The organism is Rhizobium sp. C4 (genome assembly GCF_021026315.1).
Taxonomy (GTDB): domain Bacteria; phylum Pseudomonadota; class Alphaproteobacteria; order Rhizobiales; family Rhizobiaceae; genus Ensifer_A.
On sequence record NZ_JAJNCX010000010.1, the window covers coordinates 168,085 to 192,138 of the forward strand.

At 62.5% G+C, this 24,054-nt stretch carries 23 protein-coding genes; 9 read left to right on the top strand and 14 right to left on the bottom strand.

Annotated features, from left to right (window positions below):
- Positions 1–81 precede the first annotated feature (81 nt).
- Both LQK84_RS17565 and LQK84_RS17570 read right to left on the bottom strand, forming a co-directional pair.
- Positions 82–492: an RNA-binding S4 domain-containing protein gene (locus LQK84_RS17565; protein ID WP_230830023.1), complete on the bottom strand. Its 411-nt coding sequence runs from the start codon at positions 490–492 to the stop codon at positions 82–84.
- Between the two features lie 15 nt (positions 493–507).
- Positions 508–3,645, bottom strand: a complete 3,138-nt coding sequence (locus LQK84_RS17570; protein ID WP_269072169.1) for a helicase-related protein — start codon at positions 3,643–3,645, stop codon at positions 508–510.
- 831 nt (positions 3,646–4,476) lie between these two features.
- On the opposite strand from LQK84_RS17570, the gene LQK84_RS17575 reads away from it, so the two are divergent.
- Positions 4,477–4,890 (top strand): acyl-CoA thioesterase, encoded by a 414-nt coding sequence (locus LQK84_RS17575; protein ID WP_230830024.1) that lies wholly within the window; start codon positions 4,477–4,479, stop codon positions 4,888–4,890.
- Positions 4,891–5,066: 176 nt separating this feature from the next.
- Here the strand turns inward: LQK84_RS17575 and LQK84_RS17580 are convergent, their stop codons facing one another.
- Together LQK84_RS17580 and LQK84_RS17585 are read right to left on the bottom strand one after the other, a co-directional pair.
- Positions 5,067–5,792 (bottom strand): beta-ketoacyl-ACP reductase, encoded by a 726-nt coding sequence (locus LQK84_RS17580; protein WP_230830025.1) that lies wholly within the window; start codon positions 5,790–5,792, stop codon positions 5,067–5,069.
- An 88-nt stretch (positions 5,793–5,880) separates the two neighbouring features.
- Positions 5,881–7,062 (bottom strand): acetyl-CoA C-acetyltransferase, encoded by a 1,182-nt coding sequence (locus tag LQK84_RS17585; RefSeq protein ID WP_230830026.1) that lies wholly within the window; start codon positions 7,060–7,062, stop codon positions 5,881–5,883.
- A 300-nt stretch (positions 7,063–7,362) separates the two neighbouring features.
- On the opposite strand from LQK84_RS17585, the gene LQK84_RS17590 reads away from it, so the two are divergent.
- From LQK84_RS17590 to LQK84_RS17600, 3 genes are all read left to right on the top strand, one after another.
- On the top strand, positions 7,363–7,740 hold the full coding sequence (locus LQK84_RS17590) for a DUF4189 domain-containing protein (RefSeq protein WP_230830027.1): 378 nt from the start codon (positions 7,363–7,365) through the stop codon (positions 7,738–7,740).
- 170 nt (positions 7,741–7,910) lie between these two features.
- Positions 7,911–8,492, top strand: coding sequence for a polyhydroxyalkanoate synthesis repressor PhaR (gene phaR / locus LQK84_RS17595; RefSeq protein ID WP_230830028.1), 582 nt, complete (start codon positions 7,911–7,913; stop codon positions 8,490–8,492).
- A gap of 320 nt (positions 8,493–8,812) precedes the next feature.
- Complete coding sequence (locus LQK84_RS17600) at positions 8,813–8,959, top strand: DUF1127 domain-containing protein (RefSeq protein ID WP_230830029.1); 147 nt, start codon at positions 8,813–8,815, stop codon at positions 8,957–8,959.
- Positions 8,960–9,416: 457 nt separating this feature from the next.
- On the opposite strand, the gene LQK84_RS17605 is transcribed toward LQK84_RS17600, so the two are convergent.
- Entirely contained in the window at positions 9,417–10,643 is a 1,227-nt protein-coding gene (locus tag LQK84_RS17605; RefSeq protein ID WP_230830030.1) for an AGE family epimerase/isomerase, read from the bottom strand.
- A gap of 154 nt (positions 10,644–10,797) precedes the next feature.
- On the opposite strand from LQK84_RS17605, the gene LQK84_RS17610 reads away from it, so the two are divergent.
- Positions 10,798–11,637 (top strand): isocitrate lyase/PEP mutase family protein, encoded by an 840-nt coding sequence (locus tag LQK84_RS17610; RefSeq protein WP_230830076.1) that lies wholly within the window; start codon positions 10,798–10,800, stop codon positions 11,635–11,637.
- A 29-nt stretch (positions 11,638–11,666) separates the two neighbouring features.
- Here the strand turns inward: LQK84_RS17610 and LQK84_RS17615 are convergent, their stop codons facing one another.
- The 4 genes from LQK84_RS17615 to LQK84_RS17630 form a co-directional block, all read right to left on the bottom strand.
- The gene (locus LQK84_RS17615) at positions 11,667–12,725 is read right to left on the bottom strand and encodes a 3-carboxy-cis,cis-muconate cycloisomerase (protein WP_230830031.1); all 1,059 of its coding nucleotides are present in this window, start codon (positions 12,723–12,725) and stop codon (positions 11,667–11,669) included.
- 266 nt (positions 12,726–12,991) lie between these two features.
- Positions 12,992–14,197 (bottom strand): 3-oxoadipyl-CoA thiolase, encoded by a 1,206-nt coding sequence (pcaF, locus tag LQK84_RS17620; RefSeq protein WP_230830032.1) that lies wholly within the window; start codon positions 14,195–14,197, stop codon positions 12,992–12,994.
- Positions 14,198–14,208: 11 nt separating this feature from the next.
- The gene (locus LQK84_RS17625; protein ID WP_230830033.1) at positions 14,209–14,910 is read right to left on the bottom strand and encodes a 3-oxoacid CoA-transferase subunit B; all 702 of its coding nucleotides are present in this window, start codon (positions 14,908–14,910) and stop codon (positions 14,209–14,211) included.
- Positions 14,907–15,614 carry a 3-oxoacid CoA-transferase subunit A gene (locus LQK84_RS17630; protein ID WP_230830034.1) on the bottom strand — a complete coding sequence of 236 codons (708 nt, stop codon included), beginning with the start codon at positions 15,612–15,614 and terminating at the stop codon, positions 14,907–14,909. The genes LQK84_RS17625 and LQK84_RS17630 overlap by 4 nt, the downstream gene beginning before the upstream one ends.
- A gap of 130 nt (positions 15,615–15,744) precedes the next feature.
- Here LQK84_RS17630 and LQK84_RS17635 point away from each other — a divergent pair, with 130 nt between their 5' ends.
- Together LQK84_RS17635 and LQK84_RS17640 are read left to right on the top strand one after the other, a co-directional pair.
- A complete protein-coding gene (locus LQK84_RS17635) occupies positions 15,745–16,506 on the top strand; it encodes an IclR family transcriptional regulator domain-containing protein (RefSeq protein ID WP_230830035.1) in 762 nt (253 codons plus the stop codon).
- A 314-nt stretch (positions 16,507–16,820) separates the two neighbouring features.
- Complete coding sequence (locus tag LQK84_RS17640; RefSeq protein WP_230830036.1) at positions 16,821–19,232, top strand: methyl-accepting chemotaxis protein; 2,412 nt, start codon at positions 16,821–16,823, stop codon at positions 19,230–19,232.
- 190 nt (positions 19,233–19,422) lie between these two features.
- Here LQK84_RS17640 and LQK84_RS17645 read toward each other — a convergent pair whose 3' ends face one another.
- Positions 19,423–19,971, bottom strand: coding sequence for an RES family NAD+ phosphorylase (locus LQK84_RS17645; protein WP_230830037.1), 549 nt, complete (start codon positions 19,969–19,971; stop codon positions 19,423–19,425).
- Between the two features lie 273 nt (positions 19,972–20,244).
- Between LQK84_RS17645 and LQK84_RS17650 the strand changes: the two genes are divergently transcribed.
- Positions 20,245–20,763, top strand: a complete 519-nt coding sequence (locus tag LQK84_RS17650; protein ID WP_230830038.1) for a DinB family protein — start codon at positions 20,245–20,247, stop codon at positions 20,761–20,763.
- Positions 20,760–21,356 (top strand): TetR/AcrR family transcriptional regulator, encoded by a 597-nt coding sequence (locus LQK84_RS17655; protein ID WP_230830039.1) that lies wholly within the window; start codon positions 20,760–20,762, stop codon positions 21,354–21,356. The genes LQK84_RS17650 and LQK84_RS17655 overlap by 4 nt, the downstream gene beginning before the upstream one ends.
- Before the next feature lie 49 nt (positions 21,357–21,405).
- On the opposite strand, the gene pcaG is transcribed toward LQK84_RS17655, so the two are convergent.
- From pcaG to pcaD, 4 genes are read right to left on the bottom strand one after another with little or no spacing between them, the layout of a single operon-like run.
- Positions 21,406–22,023, bottom strand: a complete 618-nt coding sequence (pcaG, locus tag LQK84_RS17660; protein ID WP_230830040.1) for a protocatechuate 3,4-dioxygenase subunit alpha — start codon at positions 22,021–22,023, stop codon at positions 21,406–21,408.
- Position 22,024: 1 nt separating this feature from the next.
- A complete protein-coding gene (gene pcaH, locus LQK84_RS17665; protein WP_330166420.1) occupies positions 22,025–22,765 on the bottom strand; it encodes a protocatechuate 3,4-dioxygenase subunit beta in 741 nt (246 codons plus the stop codon).
- On the bottom strand, positions 22,762–23,139 hold the full coding sequence (gene pcaC, locus LQK84_RS17675; protein ID WP_442966981.1) for a 4-carboxymuconolactone decarboxylase: 378 nt from the start codon (positions 23,137–23,139) through the stop codon (positions 22,762–22,764). Before pcaC ends, pcaH begins: the two co-directional genes overlap by 4 nt.
- 39 nt (positions 23,140–23,178) lie before the next feature.
- Positions 23,179–23,973, bottom strand: coding sequence for a 3-oxoadipate enol-lactonase (gene pcaD / locus LQK84_RS17680; RefSeq protein ID WP_230830043.1), 795 nt, complete (start codon positions 23,971–23,973; stop codon positions 23,179–23,181).
- Positions 23,974–24,054 lie beyond the last annotated feature (81 nt).

The window sequence follows — 24,054 nt, forward strand, 5'->3', positions numbered from 1 at the left end:
GTCAGGTAACGGCTTTAAAATCCCATTGCAAGCGCAAAGACTGCAGAAATTGCCGCAGGTGCGGGCATGATTTTCCAATCGTCAATCGGGGTCCGAGCGCCCGCGCATCAGCCGGTCGATCGCGCGGCGATCCTTCTTTTCCGGACGTCCGGTGCCAACGGCGCGCTGCGCCTGCTCAAACGGTGTCAGGCCGTCTCTTGGCGGCGGGGGCGGGGAAAGATCTTCATAGAGGAGCTTTGCCTCCTCATAGGGACCACGCCGGTCTCCGGGGGCCACGACCTTCAGCACGACGTCACGCCGCTCGAGCGTGACGGCCACCATGTCGCCGGGCTTCACCTGGACGGAGGGTTGCGCGATGCGCTGGCCGTTGACCGTCACCTTGCCGCCGGACACCAGCGTCTGGGCAATGGAACGGGACTTGGCGACACGCGTGAAGAACAGCCATTTGTCGATGCGCTGGCGCGCGGTCACAAGGGGCTGGTCTCCTGACATCGCGTGTCGACCTGATTACTTCTTCATCTGATCCTTGAGGATCGCTAGCTTGGCGAAGGGTGAATCCGGATCGATCGGCTTTTCCTTGCGCGGCGGTGCGGCGCTCATGCCCTTGTTGCGGTCATGCTGCGGCTTGCCGCCGCCGCCGTGACGGTTCTCGTCGCGGTCGCGTTGCGGCTTGCCACCGGGCTTGCCGCCAAAGCGGTCCTTGCGGTCGCCCTGGTTGCGGTCGCCTTGCGGACGATCACCCTGCGCGCGTTCACCCTGGGCGCGATCGCGATTGCCGCCACGGTTTGCACCCTGGTTGCGGTCGCCCCGGCCTTCACCACGGCCTTCGCCGCGATTTTCGCCACGGTTCTGGTCGCGGGGACCTCGGTTGTCACGGCGCGGGCCGGCGTTCTGGCGCGGTTCGCGCTCGTGGCGGCCACCCGGACGCCACAGCAGAACCGGCTTGGGCGCTGTTTCTTCGGCAGGGGCTTCACCACCGGCTGCAGCGGCCTCTGCCGGTGCAGCTTCGGAAGCAGTCGTTTCAGACGCTACAGCTTCCGACGGGGCGGCTTCTGCGGGAGCTGCTGCCTCTGCCGGCTGTTCATCATGTTCGCTGCCAGCGTCGCTGTCTGCGGTGTCGTCGTCGGAGGCGGTCTCAGCGGATGCCGGTGCTGCCGCGCTCTCGGCCGGAGCCGCCTTGGCGTCCTGCGTGGCGAGGAAGCCTGCGGCCTCTTCGGCAGTCACGCTGTCGGCGCGATAGCCGAGACCCTTGAGGATCTCTTCCATGTCGTCCGGGGTCGCACCCAGAATGGAGAGCATGGCCGGCGTCGTTACGAAGCGGCGGCCGTCATAGGCGCCGTCCGGACGCTTGCCGGTTTCCGGCTTCCACTGGAGAAGCGGACGGATGAGGTCTGCCAGACGCTCCAGGATATCGATGCGCACGGCGCGCTTGCCGAGGAAGCGGAAGCCGGCGAGGCGATAGAAATTGCGCTCGATGGCGTGATCGGTAACGACCGAGGTGCGGCCGGCGGCGAGAACCGGGATCAGGTCGCCATAGCCCGGCTTGTCCATGGCGTCGTTCTTCAGCGCCCAAAGCAGCGTGATGAGTTCGGCCGGCGCCGGCTTCAGAAGTGCCGGCATGAAGACGTGGTAGGCGCCGAAGCGGACGCCCAGCTTGCGGAGGGCTGCGCGGTGCTCCTGGCTCAGCGATTTCACCTCTTCGGCGACGTCGCGGCGGAAGAGCACGCCGAGATTTTCGACGAGCTGGAAGGCGAGGCCCTTGGCCAGACCTTCAAGGTCTTCGGCGCGGGACAGATCGTCCAGCGGCTTCAGAACCGTTGCGATGTGATGATTGACGAAGCGCTCGATGCGGGCCGCGACGTGATCGCGGGCCGGGCCGGTCAGCTGCTCGTCCGCGAGAAGGATGACGCGCGGATGCAGGATATGATCGGTCGAGGTGAGGCGTGCCACGGGATCGCCGAGCCAGCGCACGACGCCTTCCGACGTCAGCGCAAGATCGCCATTGCCGGCGGCATGGAGCCGGGCGGCACGCGCCTCGAATTCCAGCGCCAGCGCCTTCTGCGCTGCCGACAGCATCGCCTTGGCTTCCTGACCTTCCGCCGCGTTTGCCAGTGTGAACCGGAAACCGGCCAACTGTCCGACGTGGTGGCCCTCGACGAAGACGTCACCGTTTACACTGATTTCTGCTTCCAGCATCGCATTCTCTCTCAAGCGCTTCATGAGCACAGATGTCCTGCGATCAACAAAGCGTTTCGTCAACCTCTCATGCAGCGCGTCGGATAGCCTATCCTCGATTTCGCGCGTCTTTTCTTGCCAGTGTGTCGGATCGGCAAGCCATCCTGGTCGGTTCGACACATAGGTCCAAGTTCTGATTTGCGCAATGCGTGCCGATAAACTGTCGATTTCCCCATCGGTCCGGTCCGCGCGGCGGACCTGTTCGGCCATGTAATCCTCGTTGACATGACCGCGGCGGACAAGATCGGAATAAATGGTCGAAATGATGTCGGCGTGCTGCGCAGGGGCAATCCTGCGGTAATCGGGAAGTGCGCAGGCCTCCCACAATGTCTCGACGCGTGCCGGGCGGTCGGCAAGATCGCGAATCTCCGGAAGCGCGGCCAGGAAGTCCAGCGCCTGCAGGTCGACGGCGGGGAGTGCCCGCGTCAGGCCGTGCATGGTGGGGGCGGCATTCAGACTTTCCTGCAGCGCGCGGATCGAGGCATAGTCCACCGCCTTCGACCGCCACTGCAGGACCTTCACCGGATCGAAGACATGGGCCTCGATGCGCTCCACCAGTTCGTCGTCAAAGGGGGCGACCTGACCGGTCACACCAAACGTGCCGTCATTCAGGTGACGTCCGGCGCGGCCGGCAATCTGGCCAATCTCGCCGGGATTGAGATTGCGATACTGATAGCCATCGAACTTCCGGTCCTGGGCGAAGGCGACATGGCCGACATCGAGGTTCAGGCCCATGCCGATCGCGTCGGTGGCGACGAGAAAATCGACATCGCCCGACTGATAGAGCCCGACCTGGGCATTGCGGGTGCGGGGCGACAACGCGCCGAGCACGACCGCTGCACCGCCGCGCTGGCGGCGGATCAGCTCGGCAATCGCATAGACCTCTTCGGCCGAGAAGGCGACGATGGCCGAGCGGGCGGGAAGGCGGGTGATCTTCTTCTGCCCGGCATAAAGCAGCTGCGACAGGCGCGGGCGCTCGACAATGGTGATGCCCGGCAGGAGGTGGCTGAGGATCGGCGCCATGGTGGCGGCGCCCAGAAACAGCGTTTCCTCGCGGCCGCGCAGATGCAGGATGCGGTCGGTAAAGATATGGCCGCGCTCAAGATCGCCGGCGAGCTGCACTTCATCGATCGCCGCAAAGGCCGCCTTCGTCTCGCGGGGCATGGCCTCGACCGTACAGACGGTGAAGCGCGCGTTGGGCGGCGAGATCTTCTCTTCGCCGGTGACGAGCGCGACATTGGCCACACCCACACGTTCGGCAACACGGGTATAGACCTCGCGGGCCAGAAGCCGGAGCGGCAGGCCGATGACGCCCGAACCGTGCGCAACCATGCGCTCGATGGCGAAGTGGGTCTTCCCGGTATTGGTTGGTCCGAGCACTGCAGTCACGCCGCGGCCGCTCAGGATCATGGGCTTGATGGTCAAATCGATGTTCCGGGCGTTGCCGGCCTTGCTGGTCTCTCTCGCTCAGAGACATGCCCGCTCGGGCGTTGAAGTGCAAGGGCGAAGGTGATGTGGACTGGCCCTGCAGATGGCGTTTCGAACCGCATTCTGCAAGCCTCGGAACAGCTTGGGAACGAATCGGAGACGAATCGATGACTCCGTCGCGTTCCTTTTATGTTCTATACCATATCTAGTTTGAATTGCCGATTCGACTCCAGATCGTGAATCGAGATGGGGAATCCGGATTCGACTCGCGATGGAGGGGCGGAATCGGCTGAAAGGGCTGGCAAGCGGCTTTGGTGTTTATGGTTAATGGATTGTTAATTTTGGGCATTTTCGGCGCCTTTCGCGCCTCGCGTTAACATCTCGACCAAAGACGGAACGAATCATCGACGAATCAGAGATCTGTTCATGTTGCGGTTCTGTTCTCCACAAGATGTGGTGTGTCCTGTGTCTCGCCGAGGATAGAAACGATTCGGCAGCGTTCCTGTTTCCTGTGCCGAACGAGCCTGCGTTAACGATTTGAAGCCGCGTGTTCATCCCTCGGTAAGACCTGCGGAATGTTAACGTTTCGAGCCTCGAACCAAAGCGGGAACGAATCACAGACGAATCACCGACCTGTCTCCTTTCCCGGTTTGTTCACCGCAAGATGTGGTGTAAAAACAATTTGTTAACCATAGCAAATGGTCTGCGGAATGGCCCTTGACCGCTCGTTTGTTAACCTTTGCGCTTGCGGCGGCGGGCGATCTGTTTTCTGGTTGCCGGCAGTGGAATCAGGATGAAACTGGGGAGGGAACCATGGAGCTCGTCACCTATCGCGGTGTTGTCTATCCCGTGCAATGCGATGTCATGGGGCATATGAATGTGCAGCATTATATCGGCGCGTTTGACCAGGCCGGCTGGCATCTGGTCGCGGCCATCGGCTACAAGCCGTCCTGGCTGAAAGAGCGCAACTGGGGCTGGGCGGACCGGCGCTACGAGATCGATTTCATCGACGAGCTGCCGGTGGGCAGCCTGTTCGAAGTGCGCAGCCGGTTCCTGAAGGTCGGGCGCACGTCGCTGACGACGCATCATGCGATGTATAACTCGGAGAAGGGGACGCTCTCGGCGGAAATCACCGCCGTGACGATCCTCTTCGATCTCGTGGCGCGCAAATCGACGCCGCTGCCGCCGGAAATGGTCGAGGGGGCGAAGGCTTATCTGGTGGATTAAGGCCACTCCCACCGTCATCCTCGCCCTTGTGGCGAGGATCTACGGACGAGCCCGAGCAATCGACGGTGCGGCAGCAAGTAGACGTTGCAGATGGTCGGGACAGGCCCGACCATGACGACGTTTGGGGTTTGCGGCTTGATCGGGCCGCGCCTGAAGGCTCGGCCCAGTCTCGGCAATCAAGCGAAATACTGCCCGCCATTGGCGGTGATGGTCGAGCCGGTGATGAAGCCGGCGTCGTCGGCCACGAGGAAAACCACGCAGCGGGCGATTTCTTCCGGTTCGCCGAGGCGGCCGACCGGGATCTGCGGGATGATGCGCTCGTTGAGCACCTTTTCCGGCACCGCGCGGACCATTTCCGTGCCGATATAGCCCGGGCAGATGGCGTTGACGGTGATGTTCTTCATCGCGCCTTCCTGGGCGAGCGCCTTGGTGAAGCCGATGTCGCCGGCCTTGGCGGCGGAATAGTTGGCCTGGCCCGCCTGGCCCTTCTGGCCGTTGATCGAGGAAATGTTGACGATGCGGCCGAAGGAGCGGTCACGCATGCCGCCCCAGACCTGGTGCGTCATGTTGAAGAGGCCCGTGAGGTTCGTATCGATGACTTCCTTCCACTGCTGCGGCGTCATCTTGTGGAACATCGAGTCGCGAGTGATGCCGGCATTGTTGACGAGAACGTCGACCGGGCCGAGTTCGGCCTCGACCTTGGCAATGCCCTCGCCGCAGGCTTCGTAGCTGGAGACGTCCCACTTGTAGGTGTGGATGCCGGTCTCCCTGGTGAAGGCGGCGGCGGTTTCGTCATTGCCGGCGTAAGTTGCGGCAACCTTGTAGCCTGCATTCTTGAGAGCGATGGAAATGGCCGCGCCGATGCCGCGCGAGCCCCCTGTGACGAGTGCGACTCTGCTCATGATTGTCCTCCGGAAGTTTTTTGGATTCTTTTCTATCCCGCGACCTTCCCGGGGTCGCGGGTCATTCCATCGTGCCGGTTGCGGCCGATTACAGCGCCTCGACGCAGAGCGCGACGCCCATGCCGCCGCCGATGCAGAGCGTGGCAAGACCCTTCTTGGAGCCGCGGCGGGCCATTTCGAAGAGCAGCGTGTTGAGGATGCGGGCACCAGAGGCGCCAATCGGGTGGCCGATGGCGATGGCGCCGCCGTTGACGTTGACGATCGACGGATCCCAGCCAAGGTCCTTGTTGACGGCGCAGGCCTGGGCGGCAAAGGCTTCGTTGGCTTCCACGAGGTCGAGATCGTTGATCGACCAGCCGGCCTTTTCGAGCGCCTTGCGCGAAGCCGGGATCGGGCCCGTGCCCATGATGCGGGGATCAACGCCGGCGGTGGCCCACGACACGATGCGGGCCATCGGCGTGATGCCGCGACGTCCGGCTTCGGCTTCCGATATCAGAACCGTGGCGGCAGCGCCGTCATTGAGACCGGAGGCGTTGCCGGCGGTGACGGTGCCTTCCTTGTCGAAGGCGGGCTTCAGCTTGGTCATCGCGTCAATGGTCGTGCCGGCGCGGATATATTCGTCGGCGTCGACGATGATGTCGCCCTTGCGGGTCGAAATGGTGAAGGGGACGATTTCGTCCTTGAAGCGGCCGGCCTTCTGGGCGGCTTCCGCCTTGTTCTGCGAGGAAACGGCGAACTCGTCCTGGTCGTTGCGGGTCAGCTGCCACTGCTTGGCAATGTTTTCGGCCGTCGTGCCCATGTGATAGCCGTAGAAGGCGTCCGTCAGGCCGTCCTTGATCATCGTGTCGATGAGCTTGAAGTCGCCCATCTTTGTGCCGCCGCGCAAGTGCCCGCAATGCGGGGCCATGGACATGGATTCCATGCCGCCGGCGACGATGATCGAGGCGTCGCCCGTTGCGATCTGCTGCATGCCGAGCGCCACGGCGCGCAGGCCCGAGCCGCAGAGCTGGTTGAGGCCCCAGGCGGTGGCTTCCTGCGGAATGCCGGCCTTCATCGCGGCCTGGCGGGCCGGGTTTTGGCCTTCGCCTGCCGGCAGAACCTGACCCATGATGACTTCGTTGACTTCCGCAGCCGAAACACCGGCGCGCTCGAGTGCTGCCTTGATGGCGGCCGCGCCCAGCTCGTGCGCCGGGGTGTTGGCAAATGCGCCATTGAATGAACCGACGGCAGTGCGGGCTGCGCTGGCGATAACGATGGAAGGGGTGCTCACGGCTTGGTCTCCTCGCGTCCTTTGGGCATGATTTGCCCTTTGCGTGTTTTACGTGAGCGTGGCAAACCCGTCGAGAAGAGTCAAACGGGAATTCTGACCAAAAGGCTTTGAACTTTCTCGGCGATTTGCTGTCGCCGGAAAGTCGATCTCAAGTGGATATGAATTCAATGTAAGTAAATTCTTACGTATTAAGTCGGCGGCGGCCTTCGTCAGCGGAAACATTTCTGGGTGATTTTTCAGGATAGTTGAAAATTAGCGGATTTGCGCGAATGTCACCCCTGTATTTTGAGGGAGTACACCATGCGAAAATTCCATCTTGCCGCCATGACGGCGGCCACCATTCTTGCGTCCTGTGTGAGCGTCGTCGAGGCTCGCGCCGATTACTACGGCGCCATCGCCTATTCGCCGCGGACCGGGGCCACCGGCTGGTCCTACGATCATCCATCGCGCCGCCGGGCTGAGCGCGCCGCCATGGGCAACTGCCGCGGCTATGCCTATGATTGCCGCATCGTGACGTATTTCTCCAATGCCTGTGGTGCCGTCGCGCGCGGTTCCCGTGGTGCATGGGGTGCCGACTGGGGCGACGACCGCTACTCCGCGGAGAGCAACGCACTCGAGGCCTGCTACAATCACGGCGACAATTGCCGCGTCGTGCGCTGGGCCTGCACGAGCCAATGAGGCCTCAGACGCGACCATCGACCTTGTGTAAGTAAATGCGAACGAAATGCGCGCTTGGCCCGAGTCGGCGCGCATTTCGCGGCGATGCACAAATCGATTGCGTTCCGTTCCACTCTCCGCTTAATCTCTTCTTCGGCAGCGCAGCAGACGCTGGAGGTGAGGAGGATTGAATGGCTAAGAACGACGGCGAAATCGTCATCAAGAAATACGCCAACCGGCGGCTCTACAATACCGGCACCAGCACTTATGTGACGCTTGACGACCTTGCAGGCATGGTCAAGCGCGGCGAGAACTTTGCCGTTCAGGATGCGAAGTCCGGTGAGGACATCACGCATTCGGTTCTCACGCAGATCATTTTCGAGCAGGAGTCCAAGACCGGCAACACGTTGCTGCCGATCTCGTTCCTGCGGCAGCTCATTTCCTATTACGGCGACCAGATGCAGATGGTCGTTCCGAGTTTCCTCGAACATTCCATGCAGTCCTTCGCCGAGCAGCAGGCGCAGATGCAGGAGCAGATCACCAAGGCCTTTGGCGAGACCCCGCTCACCAAGAACCTGCAGCTTCCGATCCAGATGATCGAGGAGCAGGTTCGCCGCAATACGGAAATCTTCCAGAATGCGATGAAGATGTTCTCGCCCTTCTCCGGTGTCGCGCAGGCGGAAGCCAAGCCGGCCAAGAAGGCGGAGCCCTCCGACATCGAAGAGCTGAAGCAGCAGTTGAAGGCGCTGCAGACGAAGCTCGAAAGTCTCTGAGGTCTTCGAGGTGCTGCCCGCGGTTGCCGCGGGCCGCCTCGTTCAGCAAAGGCATCACCAGTCCGGACAAGGGCGCGCTTCCGCGGGAAGCGCGCCCTTTTTCGTGTCTGCTTTCGTCAATCATCGAGGCCGACAGTGGGGACGCGGCACCCTGCTTTGCAGCAGGGCATTTGCCTCATATTTGCGCTGTGTGCATAGGTGCTGTGCAGCATGAGCACTTTTTATGGGCGATTGACGGGGCTATATAGGGGTCATCACAAAGACGCCGGGACTTGAAGTTAAGCCGCTGACGTCCAGAAGACCTCAGAAAGGAAACACCCATGAAACTCGCTCGCTCTTTCAATGAATGGCGCAAGTATCGTCAGACCGTTAACGAACTCGGTCGCATGAACCACCGCGAACTGCAGGACCTCGGCCTGACCCGCGCCGACATTCCGCGCGTTGCCCGCGGCGGTTCGATCCGCTGATTGATTGCGCCTGAAAAGGCATTGATCCAGGCGCTGTCTCCGGTGGAGCGGCGCCTTGTTCGTTTCGGAAACCGCCGGACTTCTTCGCAACTGCGATATGCGTTTCATGCATAGCTGCACTGCAGCAAAGACGCTTCAAACGGCGGCTGAAATCACTATTATAAGACTTATCGAAGCGATGCACCTCCTCCCGCAGAGCTTCGTGTGACCGGGTCCTACTCCTCCTCCCAGGGACCCCGTCGGAACAGCGGCACTCCTCCTCCCAGTCGCTGTTCGGTTCTTTTCGAAAAGCCTGTCGCACCTCCTCCCGCGGCAGGCTTTTTCGATTCTGGAGGGCTTTCCCGACTTCATCCAGGCATTTCCGGTTTTCGCCGCGGTTCCGCTCGGCAAACAAAAACGCGGCCTCCGCTTTCCGGAAGCCGCGCTCGAGGCATGCGCAAGACCGTTGAGGCCTGCGTTATGTCCTGTTTTCTTCCATGATCATCGCCGTCAGGCTGCCTTCCGCCGGGAAAAGCGGGATCAGGCAGGCCTGGAAGGCGTGGTAGATGTCCGGCTTGCCGATGAAGAGGCTTTCCTCCGGCTGCAAATCTTCCGAAAGCTCCGGCAGCCAGCCGCCGAAATCCTGATCGATCAGGTTGGAGGCGGCGAAATCCCAGAGCTTGCGATACCATTCCTCATGGAAATCGGACGGCGCATGGGCGTTGAGGAAGGCGGCGGCGCCAATGCCTTCCGAGATCGGCCACCAGAGCTTTTCGCGGCGCTTCGGGTTGTTGTCCCAATCGAGCGTGTAGAAGAAGCCGCCATAGGCCTTGTCCCAACCGAGATCGATCGAGGCCTTGAAAAGGGCGATAGCCGCGTCCTTCAGCCAGTCGAGCTTCTTGCCGCCGAGCACCCAGAGCTGCAGGCAGAGACGGGCCCATTCGAGCCAATGGCCGGGTGTTGAGCCGGAGGGGCGGAACATCTCGTTGCCGGAATAGGCATTGTCGAGGCTCCAGTCGGCGTGGAAATGTTCGGCGACACGGTAGCCGAGCGAGCGGGCATGCTTGTCGATGATGAGCGATGCGATGCGCTCGGCGCGGGTGAGATAAATCCGTTCGCCGGTTGCCTCATAGGCGGCCATCAGGGCTTCGGTCAGGTGCATGTTGGAGTTCTGGCCGCGATAATCGGAGATCGGCGACCAGTCGCGCTTGTATTCTTCCGACACGGCGCCGTTTGCCTCTTCCCAGAAGCGCTTGTCGAGGACTTCGGAGACGTCCGCCAGGATGTCCTTGGCGAGCGGATGGCCGACAAGGCTGGCGCTGGAGGCGGCGAGAAGCACGAAGGCGTGGCCATAGGCCTGTTTCGTGTCATCCTTCGGCTGGCCGTCTTCGAGCGACCACATGTAGCCGCCGAATTTCTCGTCGCGGTGGCCCTTCTTCAGGAAGTTCATGCCGTGGTCGATCATTTCGGCCGAGCCCGGACGGCCGAGCAGTTGGCCGACGACATGGCAATGGACCATGCGGGTCGTGGCATGCAGGGCCTTCGGGCCTTCCATCGGCTCGCCTTCGCGGTCGAGATCGTAGAAGCCGCCAGCGGGGTCGATTGTGTTCAGGCTGAAGAAATCGAGCAGGTTGACGGCTTCGGCCGCCAGCCAGTCGCGGTGAAATTGCCTCTTCTGCCAGCCCTTGCCGAGTTTTGCGGACATCGTGTCTCTCCCTGTCAAACGATTGTTGCGGCGATACATGCCGGAAATACGGCCTGATCTCAATCGATTTGATGACAGGTCGACCGTCCGCGACTTGACAGGCGCGAGGATTTTTGTTCTCTTTTTGTTCAAATTTGTGGCAGGGGAGGCGGCGTTGCAGGATCAACAGAGCAGGTTTGAGCGCTTCAAGTCGCTGCATGCGCGCGACCGCGCCTTTGTGATTCCCAATCCCTGGGATGCCGGGTCGGCGATCATCCTTGCCAGTCTCGGCTTCGAGGCCCTGGCGACGACAAGTGCGGGCTATGCCTTTTCTGTCGGCAAGCGCGATTCCTTTGCCGGGCTGAGCCGTGAGGAGGTTCTGGCCAATGCGGCCCAGATTGTTGCGGCGACGGACCTTCCCGTCTCCGCCGACCTCGAGGACGGGTTTGGGGCCTCTCCCGCGGCCTGTGCGCGCACAATAGAGCTCGCGATCGCGACCGGTCTTGTGGGTGGATCGATCGAAGATGCGACGGGCGATCGTGATCGCCCCATTTACGATCTTGAGGCTGCCGTGGCGCGCGTTGAGGCCGCCGTCGATGCGGCAAGGGGAAAGCCGTTTCTCCTGACGGCGCGTGCCGAGAATTATCTTTGGGGTCGTGCTGATTTGAACGACACGATCAAGCGGCTGCAGGCCTTTTGCGCGGCTGGCGCCGATGTGGTCTATGCGCCCGGCCTGCCGGATCTGGATGCCATCCGGACGGTGTGTCGCGAGGTGGACAGGCCGGTCAATGTCGTGATGGGTCTCAAGGGGCCGCGTTACACCGTCGATCAGCTTTCAGATGCCGGCGTTCGCCGCATCAGCGTCGGCGGCTCTTTTGCCCGGGCGGCCTTGGGTGCTCTCAAGCGTGCGGGCGAGGAGGTGCTGGGCCAAGGCACGTTTGGCTATGCAGAGGGGGCGATTCCCGCAAGCGAGCTGCACGCGCTGATGTCTGACGAAAAGCGTCAGGGTGGCTAGGGCCGAGCCGTGTCGCTCGGGCGCAAAGGTCAGCCCGTCTTGCCGACGCGCTTGATGCCGGAGATGAGGCTGGCGGCGTGTTTCAGCGCCACGCCCGTTGCATTCAGCATCTGCGGCAGGACCAGCCATTCCAGCGTCCAGGCCGCGCCCGAGCGTTCCTGTTCGTGGATGAGCGATTGATGCAGGGCGGAGACTTGCGTTGCGTTGAAGCGGGCGAGTGTGACCAGCACTTCGGCGCGCACCGGGTTCTGCTTGTGCGGCATGGCGGAGGATGCGCCGCCGCCGGAAAGCGCGACTTCGGCCATTTCGTTCTGCGCCATCAGGGCCACGTCCTGGCCGATCTTGCCGAGCGCGCCGGTGATGCGCGACAGCCAGTTGCCGAGATCGGCGATACGGCCACGGGCGGCGTGCGGCACGTAGGCCGGGACGGTGAGGCCAAGTGACCGGGCGACGTCCTCGCGCACCGCGCCGATGCGGTCGCCGTATTTCTCTGCCGTGCCGGCGGCACCGGCGAGCGACAGGATGAGGCTCTGTTCACGGACAGCCTCAAGCGCATTGAGCGCCTGTGTGACGCCGGCGAGCCAGACGCGGATGCGGTCGCCGGACGTGATCGGGATGGCCGATTGCATGCGGGTGCGGCCGGGGATTTCGATGCTGCCGAAATTCTCGATCAGGCCTTCCAGAAGTGCCGCCACGCCGGTGAGGCGGGCTTCGAAGAGGTCGAACGTGTCGCCCAACTTCAAGGCCAGTGCCGTGTCGATGACGTCCTGGCTGGTCGCGCCGAAATGGACGGATTTTGCAGCCTCGCCGCCGACATGTTCGCGCAGCTGGCGGACATAGTCCGGGATGACGACGCCATCCTTCAGGGTGGCGCTTTGCAGCGAGAGGCGGTCGGGCTGGAAGGTGGCGGCTTTGTCGGTCAGCGCCCTGGCGTGATCGGCCGGGATGAAGCCATGGGCGGCGGCCGCTTCCCCGAGCGCCACTTCAAAGGCCAGCATGGCCGCCAGATCTGCATCCGTGCCGATCAGGTCGGCGACGTCCGGATCGTAGAGCAGGTCGTTGAGGAAGGCGGGGAAGAATTCGGTCATGGAATGGTCAGGTCCTGCGCTCGCCGGGAGGCGGCTTGTGATGTTCGTCGCGAAGGATGTCACGAAGCGGGAGCGGTCGCAATTGCGGGCACACATGCTTCCGTCATGCCGGACTTGATCCGGCATCCAGCCAGCCCGCGTCTGCGGGCTGATTGACGCTTACAAGAAGAGTCTCCCGCGCGATGGACATCGCGCGCTGGATCCCGGATCAAGTCCGGGATGACGGAGAATAGGGCTCGCTATCCCCAAAAGGGGAGACGCTGCCATCAAACCCGTTCGAGCGCCACCGCGATGCCCTGGCCGACGCCAATGCACATGGTGGAGAGCGAGTAGCGGCCGCCGGAGAGCGCCAGTTCGAGCGCCGCCGTGCCGGTGATGCGTGCGCCGGACATGCCGAGCGGATGGCCGAGCGCAATGGCCCCGCCGTTGATATTGACGCGCGGGTCATCATCGGCAATGCCGAGATCCCGCAGCGTCGCCAGGCCCTGGGAGGCAAAGGCTTCGTTGAGCTCGATCACGTCGAGTTGCTCCTGCTTCAGCCCAAGGCGGGCCAGCAGCTTTTTCGAGGCCGGTGCCGGACCGAAGCCCATGATGCGCGGCGGAACGCCGGCGGTGGCGCCGCCGAGAACGCGGGCGATCGGCGTCAGGCCATGCTTCTTCGCGGCGGCTTCCGAGGCGATGATGAGGGCTGCGGCACCGTCGTTGACGCCCGAGGCATTGCCCGCCGTGACCGTGCCGCCTTCGATCTTGTTGACCGGCTTCAGCTTGCCGAGTGCTTCCATCGAGGTTGCGCGCGGATGCTCGTCGCGATCAACGACGATCGGGTCGCCCTTCTTCTGGGCGACGTGGACTGCGGTGATTTCCTTGCCCAGACGGCCATTGGCCTGCGCGTCTGCGGCGCGGGCCTGGCTGCGGACGGCAAAGGCGTCCTGGTCTTCGCGGGAGATCTTGAAGTCGATGGCAACATTGTCGCCGGTTTCCGGCATGGAATCGACGCCATATTGCTTCTTCATCAACGGGTTGACGAAGCGCCAGCCGATCGTGGTGTCGTAGATTTCGGCATTGCGCGAGAAGGCCGTCTCGGCCTTCGGCATGACGAAGGGCGCGCGGCTCATCGATTCGACGCCGCCGGCAATCATCAGCTCGGCTTCGCCGGCCTTGACGGCGCGGGCGGCGGTGATGACGGCGTCCATGCCGGAGCCGCAGAGGCGGTTGATCGTCGTGCCCGTTACAGACACGGGAAGCCCGGCGAGCAGCAGCGACATGCGGGCGACATTGCGGTTGTCTTCGCCCGCCTGGTTGGCGCAGCCATAGATGACGTCATCGATCGCTTCGAAGTCGACGGTCGGATATTGCGCCATCAGGGCTTTCAGCGGCACGGCGCCGAGATCGTCGGCGCGTACGGAGGAAAGCGAGCCGCCGAAACGGCCGATGGGCGTGCGGATATAGGCGCAGATAAAGGCTTCGGTCATCTTATTCTTCCTTACAGTGCCGGCACGACGAGATCGGCAACGGGGCCGTCGGTGTGGAGCTTGCCACCGGTCATGGCCTGAAGCTCGTCCATGGTCATGGCGGCGAGCTTTTCGCGCACCGCGAACTTGCCGTCGACAATGTCGATCACGGCATGGCTCGTATAGACGCGGGTGATGCAGCCGACGCCGGTCAGCGGGAAGGTGCAGCGCTCGACCAGTTTCGGCTTGCCGTCCTTGGTCACATGCTCGGTGATGACGACGACCTGCTTGGCGCCGTGGACGAGGTCCATTGCGCCGCCAACGGCGGGAACGCCCTTGGAGCCAACGCGCCAGTTGGCGAGATCGCCGTTTTCGGCAACCTGATAGGCGCCGAGGATCGCGACATCGAGATGGCCGCCGCGCACCATGGCGAAGCTGTCGGCATGGTGGAAGAAGGCCGCACCCGGCTTCAGCGTGATCGCCTTCTTGCCGGCATTGATGAGATCCCAGTCTTCTTCGCCGGCAGCGGGGGCTACACCGAAGTTCAGCACGCCGTTTTCGGTGTGGAAGATTGCTTCGCGGCCGGGCGGCTGGAATTTGGCGACCATTTCCGGGAAGCCGATGCCGAGGTTCACATAGGCGCCGTCTTCAATGTCCTGCGCTGCGCGCCAGGCGATCTGGGCGTTGGAAAGCTTGATGTCTTCGCGCGTGTTGATGGTGGGTGCGTCGGTCATGCGTAAGCCACTCCGGCTCGGATGAGCTCTTCTTCCTGTTGCGGATTGGCGACTTCAACGACGCCATCGACGAAAATGCCGGGGGTGATCACCTGTTCGGGATCGATCTCGCCGGGGCGGACGAGCTTCGAAACCTGGGCGATCGTCTTGGCGGCTGCCATGCACAACAGCGGATTGAAGTTGCGGCCGGCCATGCGGTAGGTGAGGTTGCCCATCGTGTCGCCGAGATGCGCCTTGACGATGGCGAAGTCGGCCTTCAGCCAGCGTTCCTGCACATATTTGCGGCCGTCGAATTCGGCGATCACCTTGCCATTGGCCAGTTCGGTGCCGAAGCTGGTCGGCGTATAGAAGGCCGGGATGCCGGCACCGCCGGCGCGGATGCGCTCGGCCAGCGTGCCCTGCGGCACCAGTTCCAGCTCGATCTCACCGGCCAGATAGCGGTCTGTGAAGGCGCGCGGGTCGGAAGAGCGCGGGAAGGAGCAGATCATCTTCTTGACCAGCCCCGCATCGATCATCGCGGCAATGCCGATGCGGCCGTTGCCGGCATTGTTGTTGATGACGGTGAGGTTCTTCGGCCCCTTGTCGATGAGGGCGTGAATGAGCTCGATCGGCGCGCCGGAGCCGCCGAAACCGCCGATCATGACGGTTGCGCCGTCGCCGATATCGGCCACCGCCTCCGCCAGACTTCCAATCGTCTTGTCCATGAAATCCTCCGTCGCGGTCGGCAGGCTCCCGACCTATCGTGGCGAGATGGATAAGACGAATCCTGCTCGACGGCAAATAATTTGTGCGTTATACGATATTTGTTCGAATATCGCACAAATGGAGATGGGGATGGCAATCCAGGACCGCGATCTGATGGGCGGGCTGATGAAGGGGCTGAAGGTCATCGAGGCCTTCAGCGCCGAGCGCACGCGGCTTTCGATTGCCGAGGCTTCCGAGATTGCCGGGCTCGATCGCGCCACCACGCGGCGCTGTCTGCTGACGCTCGCCGAGGGGGGGTATGCGGATTATGATGGCAAGTTCTTCACGCTGACGCCGCGCGTGCTGCGGCTTGGCACGGGCGGTCTTGCCGCCATGCCGCTGCCGCGCGTGGTGCAGCCGCTGCTCGACGCCCTGTCGCAGGAGATTGGCGAGAGCACGTCGGTGTCCATTCTCGACGGCGCCGAGATCGTCTATGTGGCGCGCGCCGCACAGCGCCGGGTGATGTCGATCGCCCTCATGCCGGGTTCGCGCCTGCCGGCCTATTGCACGTCCATGGGGCGGGTGCTGCTCGCGGCGCTCGATCCGGCGGAGGCGCGTGCGATCCTTGCCAGCCAGCCGCGGCCGGCGCGCACGGAACGCACGGTGACCGATCTCGATGCGCTGATGGAGATCCTTGCGGACACCCGCGCGCGCGGTTTTGCAGTGATCGATCAGGAGGTCGAGATCGGGCTCCGGTCGCTTGCCGTTCCGCTCGTCAATGCGCGTGGCGCGACGGTCGCCGCACTCAATGTCGGGCTTGCCGCGAGCGGTGAAATGCCCGCCTCGGTTGCCGAACGTCTCCTGCCATCCCTGTTAAAAATCAAGGTTGAGTTCAGGAAACTTTCCCTCTAAAGACGTATTATTCCGGTTTAAAAGATATATAAACGTATAGAAGCTTGAAATTGTCGCACAAATGAGACATTTCTTGTTCTGATAATTGTCAATATTTGCCGATTTTATTTAATGAATTCAGTCATCGAAAACGTCAAATCTTATTTTGACAGGATCTATCCCTAGATATGCAAGCTCTCGTTAAGAGACGCGAAAACCAGAGCTGCCAGCCTATCCCTCAGAATCGTGGGGGTTTCTGATCGTTCCCGTTGTGACCCACACGTTCTGTCAAAGCGATCGGCTTGAGATCGCATCGGGGCATCGGGGGTCGTTCAATGCAGTTCAAATCCATCAAATCGAAGATTGCCGTGCTGTCGGGGCTTTGCGTCCTGACGGCAGTCGGCGGTGTTCTTGCCTATGGCATCATTTCGGCGCAGAGCCGGCAGACATTCGTGACCGAAAATGTGTCGTCGCTGACCGAGGACATGACGAAGGACGGGCTGAAGCGCCTGGCCTCGACGCAGGCCGGCATCATCCGGGCCTCGCTGGACGAGGCCTTCGGCGCGGCGCGCAACATGGCGCGGAGCTTCGAAATCGCGGCATCGCAAAAGGAAGGCGAGCCGGCAGAGATGCGCCGGGCGCATTTCAATGCGATCCTCCTCAGCGTGCTGAAGGACAATCCGCGCTTCAACGGCACCTACAGTGCCTGGGAGGCCAACGCCATCGACGGCAAGGACGATCCGTTCAAGGGCAATGCCAAGGTCGGCTCGGATGCCACGGGCCGCTTCCTGCCCTACTGGACGCGCGCAGCCGACGGCAAGATCGATATCCAGCCGCTGGTCGAATATGACAGCAGCGCCACCCATCCGAACGGTCTCGTCAAGGGCGGCTGGTATATCGGCCCCGCCACGACCGGCAAGGAAAGCCTGCTGGCGCCGCTGCCATACATCGTGCAGGGCAGGAACGTCTATCTCGCCACCATGTCCGTTCCGATCATGGTCGATGGCAAGTTTGCCGGTGTGGCTGGCGCCGACTTTGATCTGGCCTTCGTGCAGAAGCTTGCCGAGAGCGTCAAGGCGTCGATCTATGACGGCAAGGCCTCGGTCGATATCGTGACGTCGGCGGGTCTCGTCGTGGCCTCGAGCGAGCATCCCGACAAGATCGGCGGCAGCTATTCGGCGGTCCGCGGCGATGCCTCCAAGGTTCTGGCGGATATTTCCAAGGGTCTGGAGTCGGTCGTCGCCGACGACAGGGCTTTCACGGCGCTTGCCCCGATCGTCAACGGCCGCACGCAGTCGACCTGGTCGGTTGTCGTCGATGTCCCGCGCGGCGTCGCTCTTGCCAAGGCTGATGCGCTCCGCGATGCGCTTTCCGGCCGCAGCCAGCGCGACACGACCCTGCAGCTTGTCGTTTCGGGTGTGATGGGCCTGCTCGGCATTCTCGCCATGTGGTTCGTTGCCGGCGGCATTGCCGGTCCGATCGGTGCGATGACGGCTGCGATGCGGCGTCTGGCCGGCGGTGACCTGCAGATCGAGGTTCCCGGCGAAGGACGCGTTGACGAAATCGGCGCGATGGCCGGAGCCGTCGTTGTCTTCCGCGAGAATGCGATCGCCACCCGCCAGCTGGAAGCCGATGCCAGCAGCCAGCGCCAGATGTCGGAGGCTGAGCGCCAGCGCGTTGCCGAAGCCGAGCATCGCAAGGCTGCCGAAACGACGCAGGCGACCCAGCAGATCGGCCTTGGCCTGCAGCATCTCGCCGATGGCGATCTCGGTTTCCGCCTGACGGAACCCTTCGCCGCCGACTTCGAACAGTTGCGGCAGGACTTCAACCGCTCGCTCTCGCAGCTCGCCCAGGCCATGTCGGCCGTGGCAACCTCTGCGGACTCCATCGACAGCGGCTCACGCGAAATCAGCCGCAGCGCGGATGACCTGTCGCGGCGCACCGAACAGCAGGCGGCTTCGCTTGAGGAAACGGCAGCGGCACTCGACGAGATCACCGCCAATGTCAGCAATTCCTCGCAGCGCGCCGACGAGGCCCGCAAGATTGCTGCCCGCGCCAATGTCAGCGCCACGGAATCCGGTCATGTCGTGGCCGGTGCCGTCGACGCCATCCATCGCATCGAGCAATCCTCGTCGCAGATCGCCAACATTATCGGCGTGATCGACGAGATTGCCTTCCAGACCAATCTGCTGGCGCTGAATGCCGGTGTCGAGGCGGCGAGAGCCGGCGATGCAGGCAAGGGCTTTGCCGTTGTCGCACAGGAAGTCCGCGAGCTTGCCCAGCGCTCTGCGCAGGCCGCCCGCGAGATCAAGGCGCTCATCCAGTCTTCGGCAACGGAAGTTGGTCACGGCGTGAAGCTCGTCAGCGAGACGGGCGAGGCGCTGAAGACGATTGCCGACTATGTCATCAACATCAACCAGCACATGGACGCGATAGCCACCTCGGCGCGCGAACAGGCCGTCGGGCTTGCGGAAGTTAACACGGCCGTCAACCAGATGGACCAGGTGACCCAGCAGAACGCCGCGATGGTGGAAGAGGCCAATGCCGCGAGCGGCGCGCTGGCGGATGAATCGCATACGCTGAAGGAACTGATTGCCCGCTTCAGGCTCGATCATTCCGCCGGCATGCAGGCCGAGGCCCTGCGGCAGACGGCGCGGGCCATGGCACCGAGGACTGCGGCTCCGGCGGCCCGTCCGAAGCTCGCCGCCAATGGCGGTCGCGTCAGCAACGAATGGACCGAGTTCTGATCGTTCAGCACGTCCGGCGAAACCTGAAGCGCCGGACATGCCTTATCTCTTTGTCTGAACGCAATTCCTGACGCGAAACCGGTTTCCACTTTCGCTGGATTGCCCTGGCATTCAGGCCCCCATCCCCTCCGGGGGCCGAATGGCCGGCGCGCCCGCCCCTCTCTCCACGGCGCGCCGGTCAGTTTTTTCTTCAAAGCTCCCACTTGCCGCCCGTGGCGGACAGGCGGATTTCCATCGGATCTCCGGCCACCTCGACCTTCGGGCCACCCAGATCATTCCAGCGAAACAGATCGAGATGCCAGCCGCCCGGAATGTTGCGCGACGGATCGATGAGGCCATCGGCCCCGGAGGCCCTTGCGATATCGGATGTCTTCCAGGAGGGCGGTTCGCCACCCGCATCCAGCACCGTCCGCCAGGAGAGATTGGACTGGGTGCGGTCGATGCCGAGCCGGTCGCAAAGCGCTTCGTCATGCTGATCCAGCACCATCGCTTCCGTCACCAGCAGCGGCACCAGCATGCGGGGTTTTCCATCCTCGCGCATATATCCGGCAATCGCCCGCATCGCCCATTCCGGCTCGGGGCTCATGTAGAGCGCCGGCTGGCCATGCCGGTGATAGCGCCCGGCGCTTTGCGGCGCGGGCGGTTCAAGCACGCTGTCGACACGCCCGGAAAGGATGGCGCGGTAGAAGCGGCCACTGATGAGGCGGAAGATGGGCGGGGCACTCTTGCTTTGCGGCATCTCACAGTCCCTTTTTCCGGTTTACAGACATGCAACTGAGCGCTGGATCTGCACGTTGATCCACGCAACTCTTAACGTCGGGCAGGTCAAATGGTTTCGCAGCCATATGGCGCGCTCGGTGTCTTTGCACCGACTCATGACAGGTTTGTGACATCCCCTGGACGTGTCGTGGAGTGTCGAGCCGGGAGGCCTGACGAACTGGCCACCCGTGGTCAGAAATTTATTGACTGACGTTCGGTCAATAATGTATTGGTGAAGAAAAGGGAGTTACCAATGAGCATTCGATCCGTTCTGACTTCGCTTTTTGAATACAAGGCTTCTGCTGGAAGCGACCTGCTCGATTCGCTGGCTGACGTGGAGCAGGCGGTCCCTCAGGACAAATTTCATCGCGCTCTGCGCATCCTCAATCACGCACACATTGTCGACCGTATTTTCCTGGCGCATCTGCAAGGGCAGCCCCATGGCTTCACGGCGAGCTGGCAGTCCGATGCGCCGGCGGTGGGAGACCTTGCAAAAGCTACGCGAGAGGTGGACCAGAATTATCTTGCGCATCTCAACACGCTCGATGACGAGGCGCTGGACGAGGAGATCAGTTTCACGTTCACTGACGGACAGTCGGGCCGGATGACGCGTGCCGAAATGCTCCTGCATGTCGCCACCCATTCGGGTTACCATCGCGGAGAAGCTGGGAGCCATATCCCTGAGGTGGAGGCTGCCTCCATGCGTGACGTGTTTGCCGGCTATCTGCACCGCGCCGAGCCGGCGCGCCGTCAAAGGAGCGTGACCTCTTGAAACAGGCAGGCAGGCCGCGCACCAAGCCCGCACCGGAACGGCGCGAAGACTTGATGATTGCCGCAGAGCGCGTTTTCCTCGCCAAGGGCTTCGAAAACGCGACGATCGAGGAGATCGCCAAGGGTGCTGGCATTTCCAAGGGTGCCTTCTATCTCCACTTCACCACCAAGATCGAGGTTGCGGAGGCGCTGCGCGACCGTTTCGTGCAACGCTTGCTGAATGAGATCACAAAGGCCGTGGAGATGGAGCCGGAACCCGACTTCCGCGCACGGCTGCAAACCTGGGCGCGGGCCTGCGCCCACGGCTATCTGGTCGCGGCCGCCGCGCACAAGCTCGCCTTTTCCGCTGCCCCGCCACCGAAGGATGGGCTCACCAACAATATTCTGATCGACGATCTGCGGAACCTGCTCTCTGCCGGGCAATCGGCGGGGTGCTGGCGGGTCGAGGAGCCGGCGTTGACGGCCATCTTCCTGTTCAATGCGCTGCATGGCGCGATCGGCATGTCGGCTCTGGAGACAGACAGTTTTGCGCGCGTGGCTTTGCTGCGTGCGCTTGCCGCGCATTTTCTGCGGACGGTGGAAGCAAAGGCCTGAATACAAACGACCGCCGCGCCCCTTTCGGAAGCGCGGCGGTCTGGTTTTGTCAGATGTCGAAGAACACCGTTTCGTTCTCACCCTGAAGGTGGATGTTGAACGTGTAGGTATTGCCGTCCTTCTTGGCGATCAGCGTGGGCACGCGGACGCGGTGTTCGATGCGGCCGAGGATCGGGTCGGCGGCGTTCGCCTCTTCTTCCTCGGGGAAGTACATGCGTGTCTGCAGGCCGATATTGATGCCGCGCGCGACCACCCAGAAGGTGATGTGCGGGGCCATCCAGCGGCCGCCCTTGAAGGGCACCTTGCCGGGCTTGATCGTCTCGAAGACGAATTCGCCGGTGGCCATGTCGCCGGGCGTGCGGCCCCAGCCAAGGAAGTTCGGATCGGCGGAACCGCGCGTTTCCGACGGGCTGTTGTAGAGCCCTTCGGCGTCGGCCTGCCAGATTTCGATCAGCGCGTCCTTGAGCGCCGTGCCGGAACCGTCGAAGACGTGGCCACGCACCGTGATGCGTTCGCCCTTCGTCTTGTCGTTATAGAGCGGGCCGGAGCCGAGGTCGGTTTCGAAGATGCCTTCGATACCGACGAAATTCGGCGTGCAGCCGATGTGAACGTAAGGACCTGCCGTCTGCGAGGCGGATTCCTTCAGGTAACCGAGCGGTTGCACCATGTCAGTTCCCCTCCTTGCGGTTTTCGAACAGGGTGGAGCGGCGGCCGCGCAGCACGATGTCGAACTTGTAGGCGCGCATGTCGTGCGGGATCGTGTTGTTCATGTCGAGCGGCGCGACAAGGCGCTTGATCGCCTCTTCGTCCGGGATCGTCTTGACGATCGGGCAGAGCCAGATCAGCGGATCGCCCTCGAAATACATCTGCGTGATCAGGCGCTGGGCAAAGCCGTGGCCGAAGACGGAGAAGTGGATGTGGGCGGGACGCCAGTCGTTGACGCCGTTCGGCCAGGGATAGGGGCCGGGCTTGATCGTCTTGAACCAGTAATAGCCGTTCTCGTCGGTGATCGTCCGGCCGACGCCGCCGAAATTCGGGTCGAGTGCCGCCAGATAGGTTTCCTTCTTGTGGCGATAGCGGCCACCGGCATTTGCCTGCCAGAATTCCACCAGCGCGCCGGGCACGCCGACGCCGCGTTCGTCGAGAATGCGGCCATGAACCAGAATGCGCGGGCCGATCGGCATTTCGCCGGGCTTGGCATAGTTGAGGATCAGGTCGTTATCGAGCTCGTTGAGCATGTTGTGGCCGAAGACCGGGCCGGTGATCTCGCTCTTGGTGCCTTCCAGCGAGATCAGCGCGCGCTGCGGCGAGCGCAGCACGGATGTCTTGTACCACGGCGTATAGGCTGGCGGATGCATGTCGCGGTCGCGTGCAAAAAATCCGCCGGTTTCGGGCTGAAAATTGGTCATTTCCCTTCCTCCGGTTTGATTATTTCAGGGTGCATCTTCTCCAGCACGTCTTTTATGATTTTGATGTTGTGGTTGGCGGCCGGCACGCCGGCATAGATCGCCACATGCAGCATGACTTCCATCAGGTCGTCGGGCGTCGCACCCGTATTGGCCGTGGCACGCGTGTGCATGGCGACCTCGTCGTGATGACCGAGGGCCGCCAGCAGCGCGATGGTGATCAGCGAACGCTCCCGCTTCGTCAGCCCCGGACGCGACCAGACATGGCCCCAGGCGCTTTCCGTGATCAGCGTCTGGAACGGCTCGTCAAAGGCGGTCTTCAGCTTTTCCGCACGGTCGACATGGGCATCGCCCAGAACCGACCGGCGGGTCTTCATGCCCTCAACGAAACGGGGGGAACGCTGTTCGCTCAAATGTCAGTCTCCTAGTCTCGACAGGAAGCGCGAGATCAGCCGGGCGAGCGCCTCGGGCTGTTCCACGCAAGGAATATGGCCACAGCCCTTGATGATTTCGTAGGCGGCGCCCGGAATGAGATCGGCGGTGGCGCGGACGAGTTCCGGCGGAGTCGAGCCGTCCTGATCGCCCACGATGCAGAGCACGGGGACATCGATCGTCTTGGTCGATTCGGTGAAATCCGCGTCGCGGATGGCGGCGCAAACGCCGGTGTAACCGGCGACCGGCTGGCGCTCGAGCATCTGGCGATAGCCTTCCAGATCGATGGCGCGCTCCTTGAAGAAGTCCGGCGTGAACCAGCGCTCCAGAACAGCGGTCGAAAGCGAGGCAATTCCGTTCGCCTCGATGGATGCGATGCGGGTGTTCCACATGTCGGCTGTGCCGATCTTGGCGGCGGTGTCGCAGAGGATGATGGCTTCGACCAGTTCCGGCTTCAGCTTCCAGATCCCTTGCGCGATCAGACCGCCGACGGAAAGGCCGCAGATGACGGCCTTGTCGATGCCGTGCATGGCGCAAAGATCGATGACGTCCTGCGCATGATCTTCAATGGACGACGGCTGCTTGCCGAGGCCGGAAAGGCCATGGCCGCGCTTGTCGTAGAGCAGGATGGCGATGTCGTCGTCGAGTTCGTCAAAGACCGGCAGCCAGATGCGGAAATCGGTGCCCAGCGAGTTTGCGAAGACGATCGTGCGGTCGGCCTCCGGATCGCCCAGAAGTTCGTAATGCAGTACCGTTCCGCCGATTTCAGCAAAAGCCATGATGTCCTCCGTAAGAGTGTGATAAATGCTGTATTTTGTTTGGTAAAATGATATTTCTGGCTCAATTGATAACAGGATGGT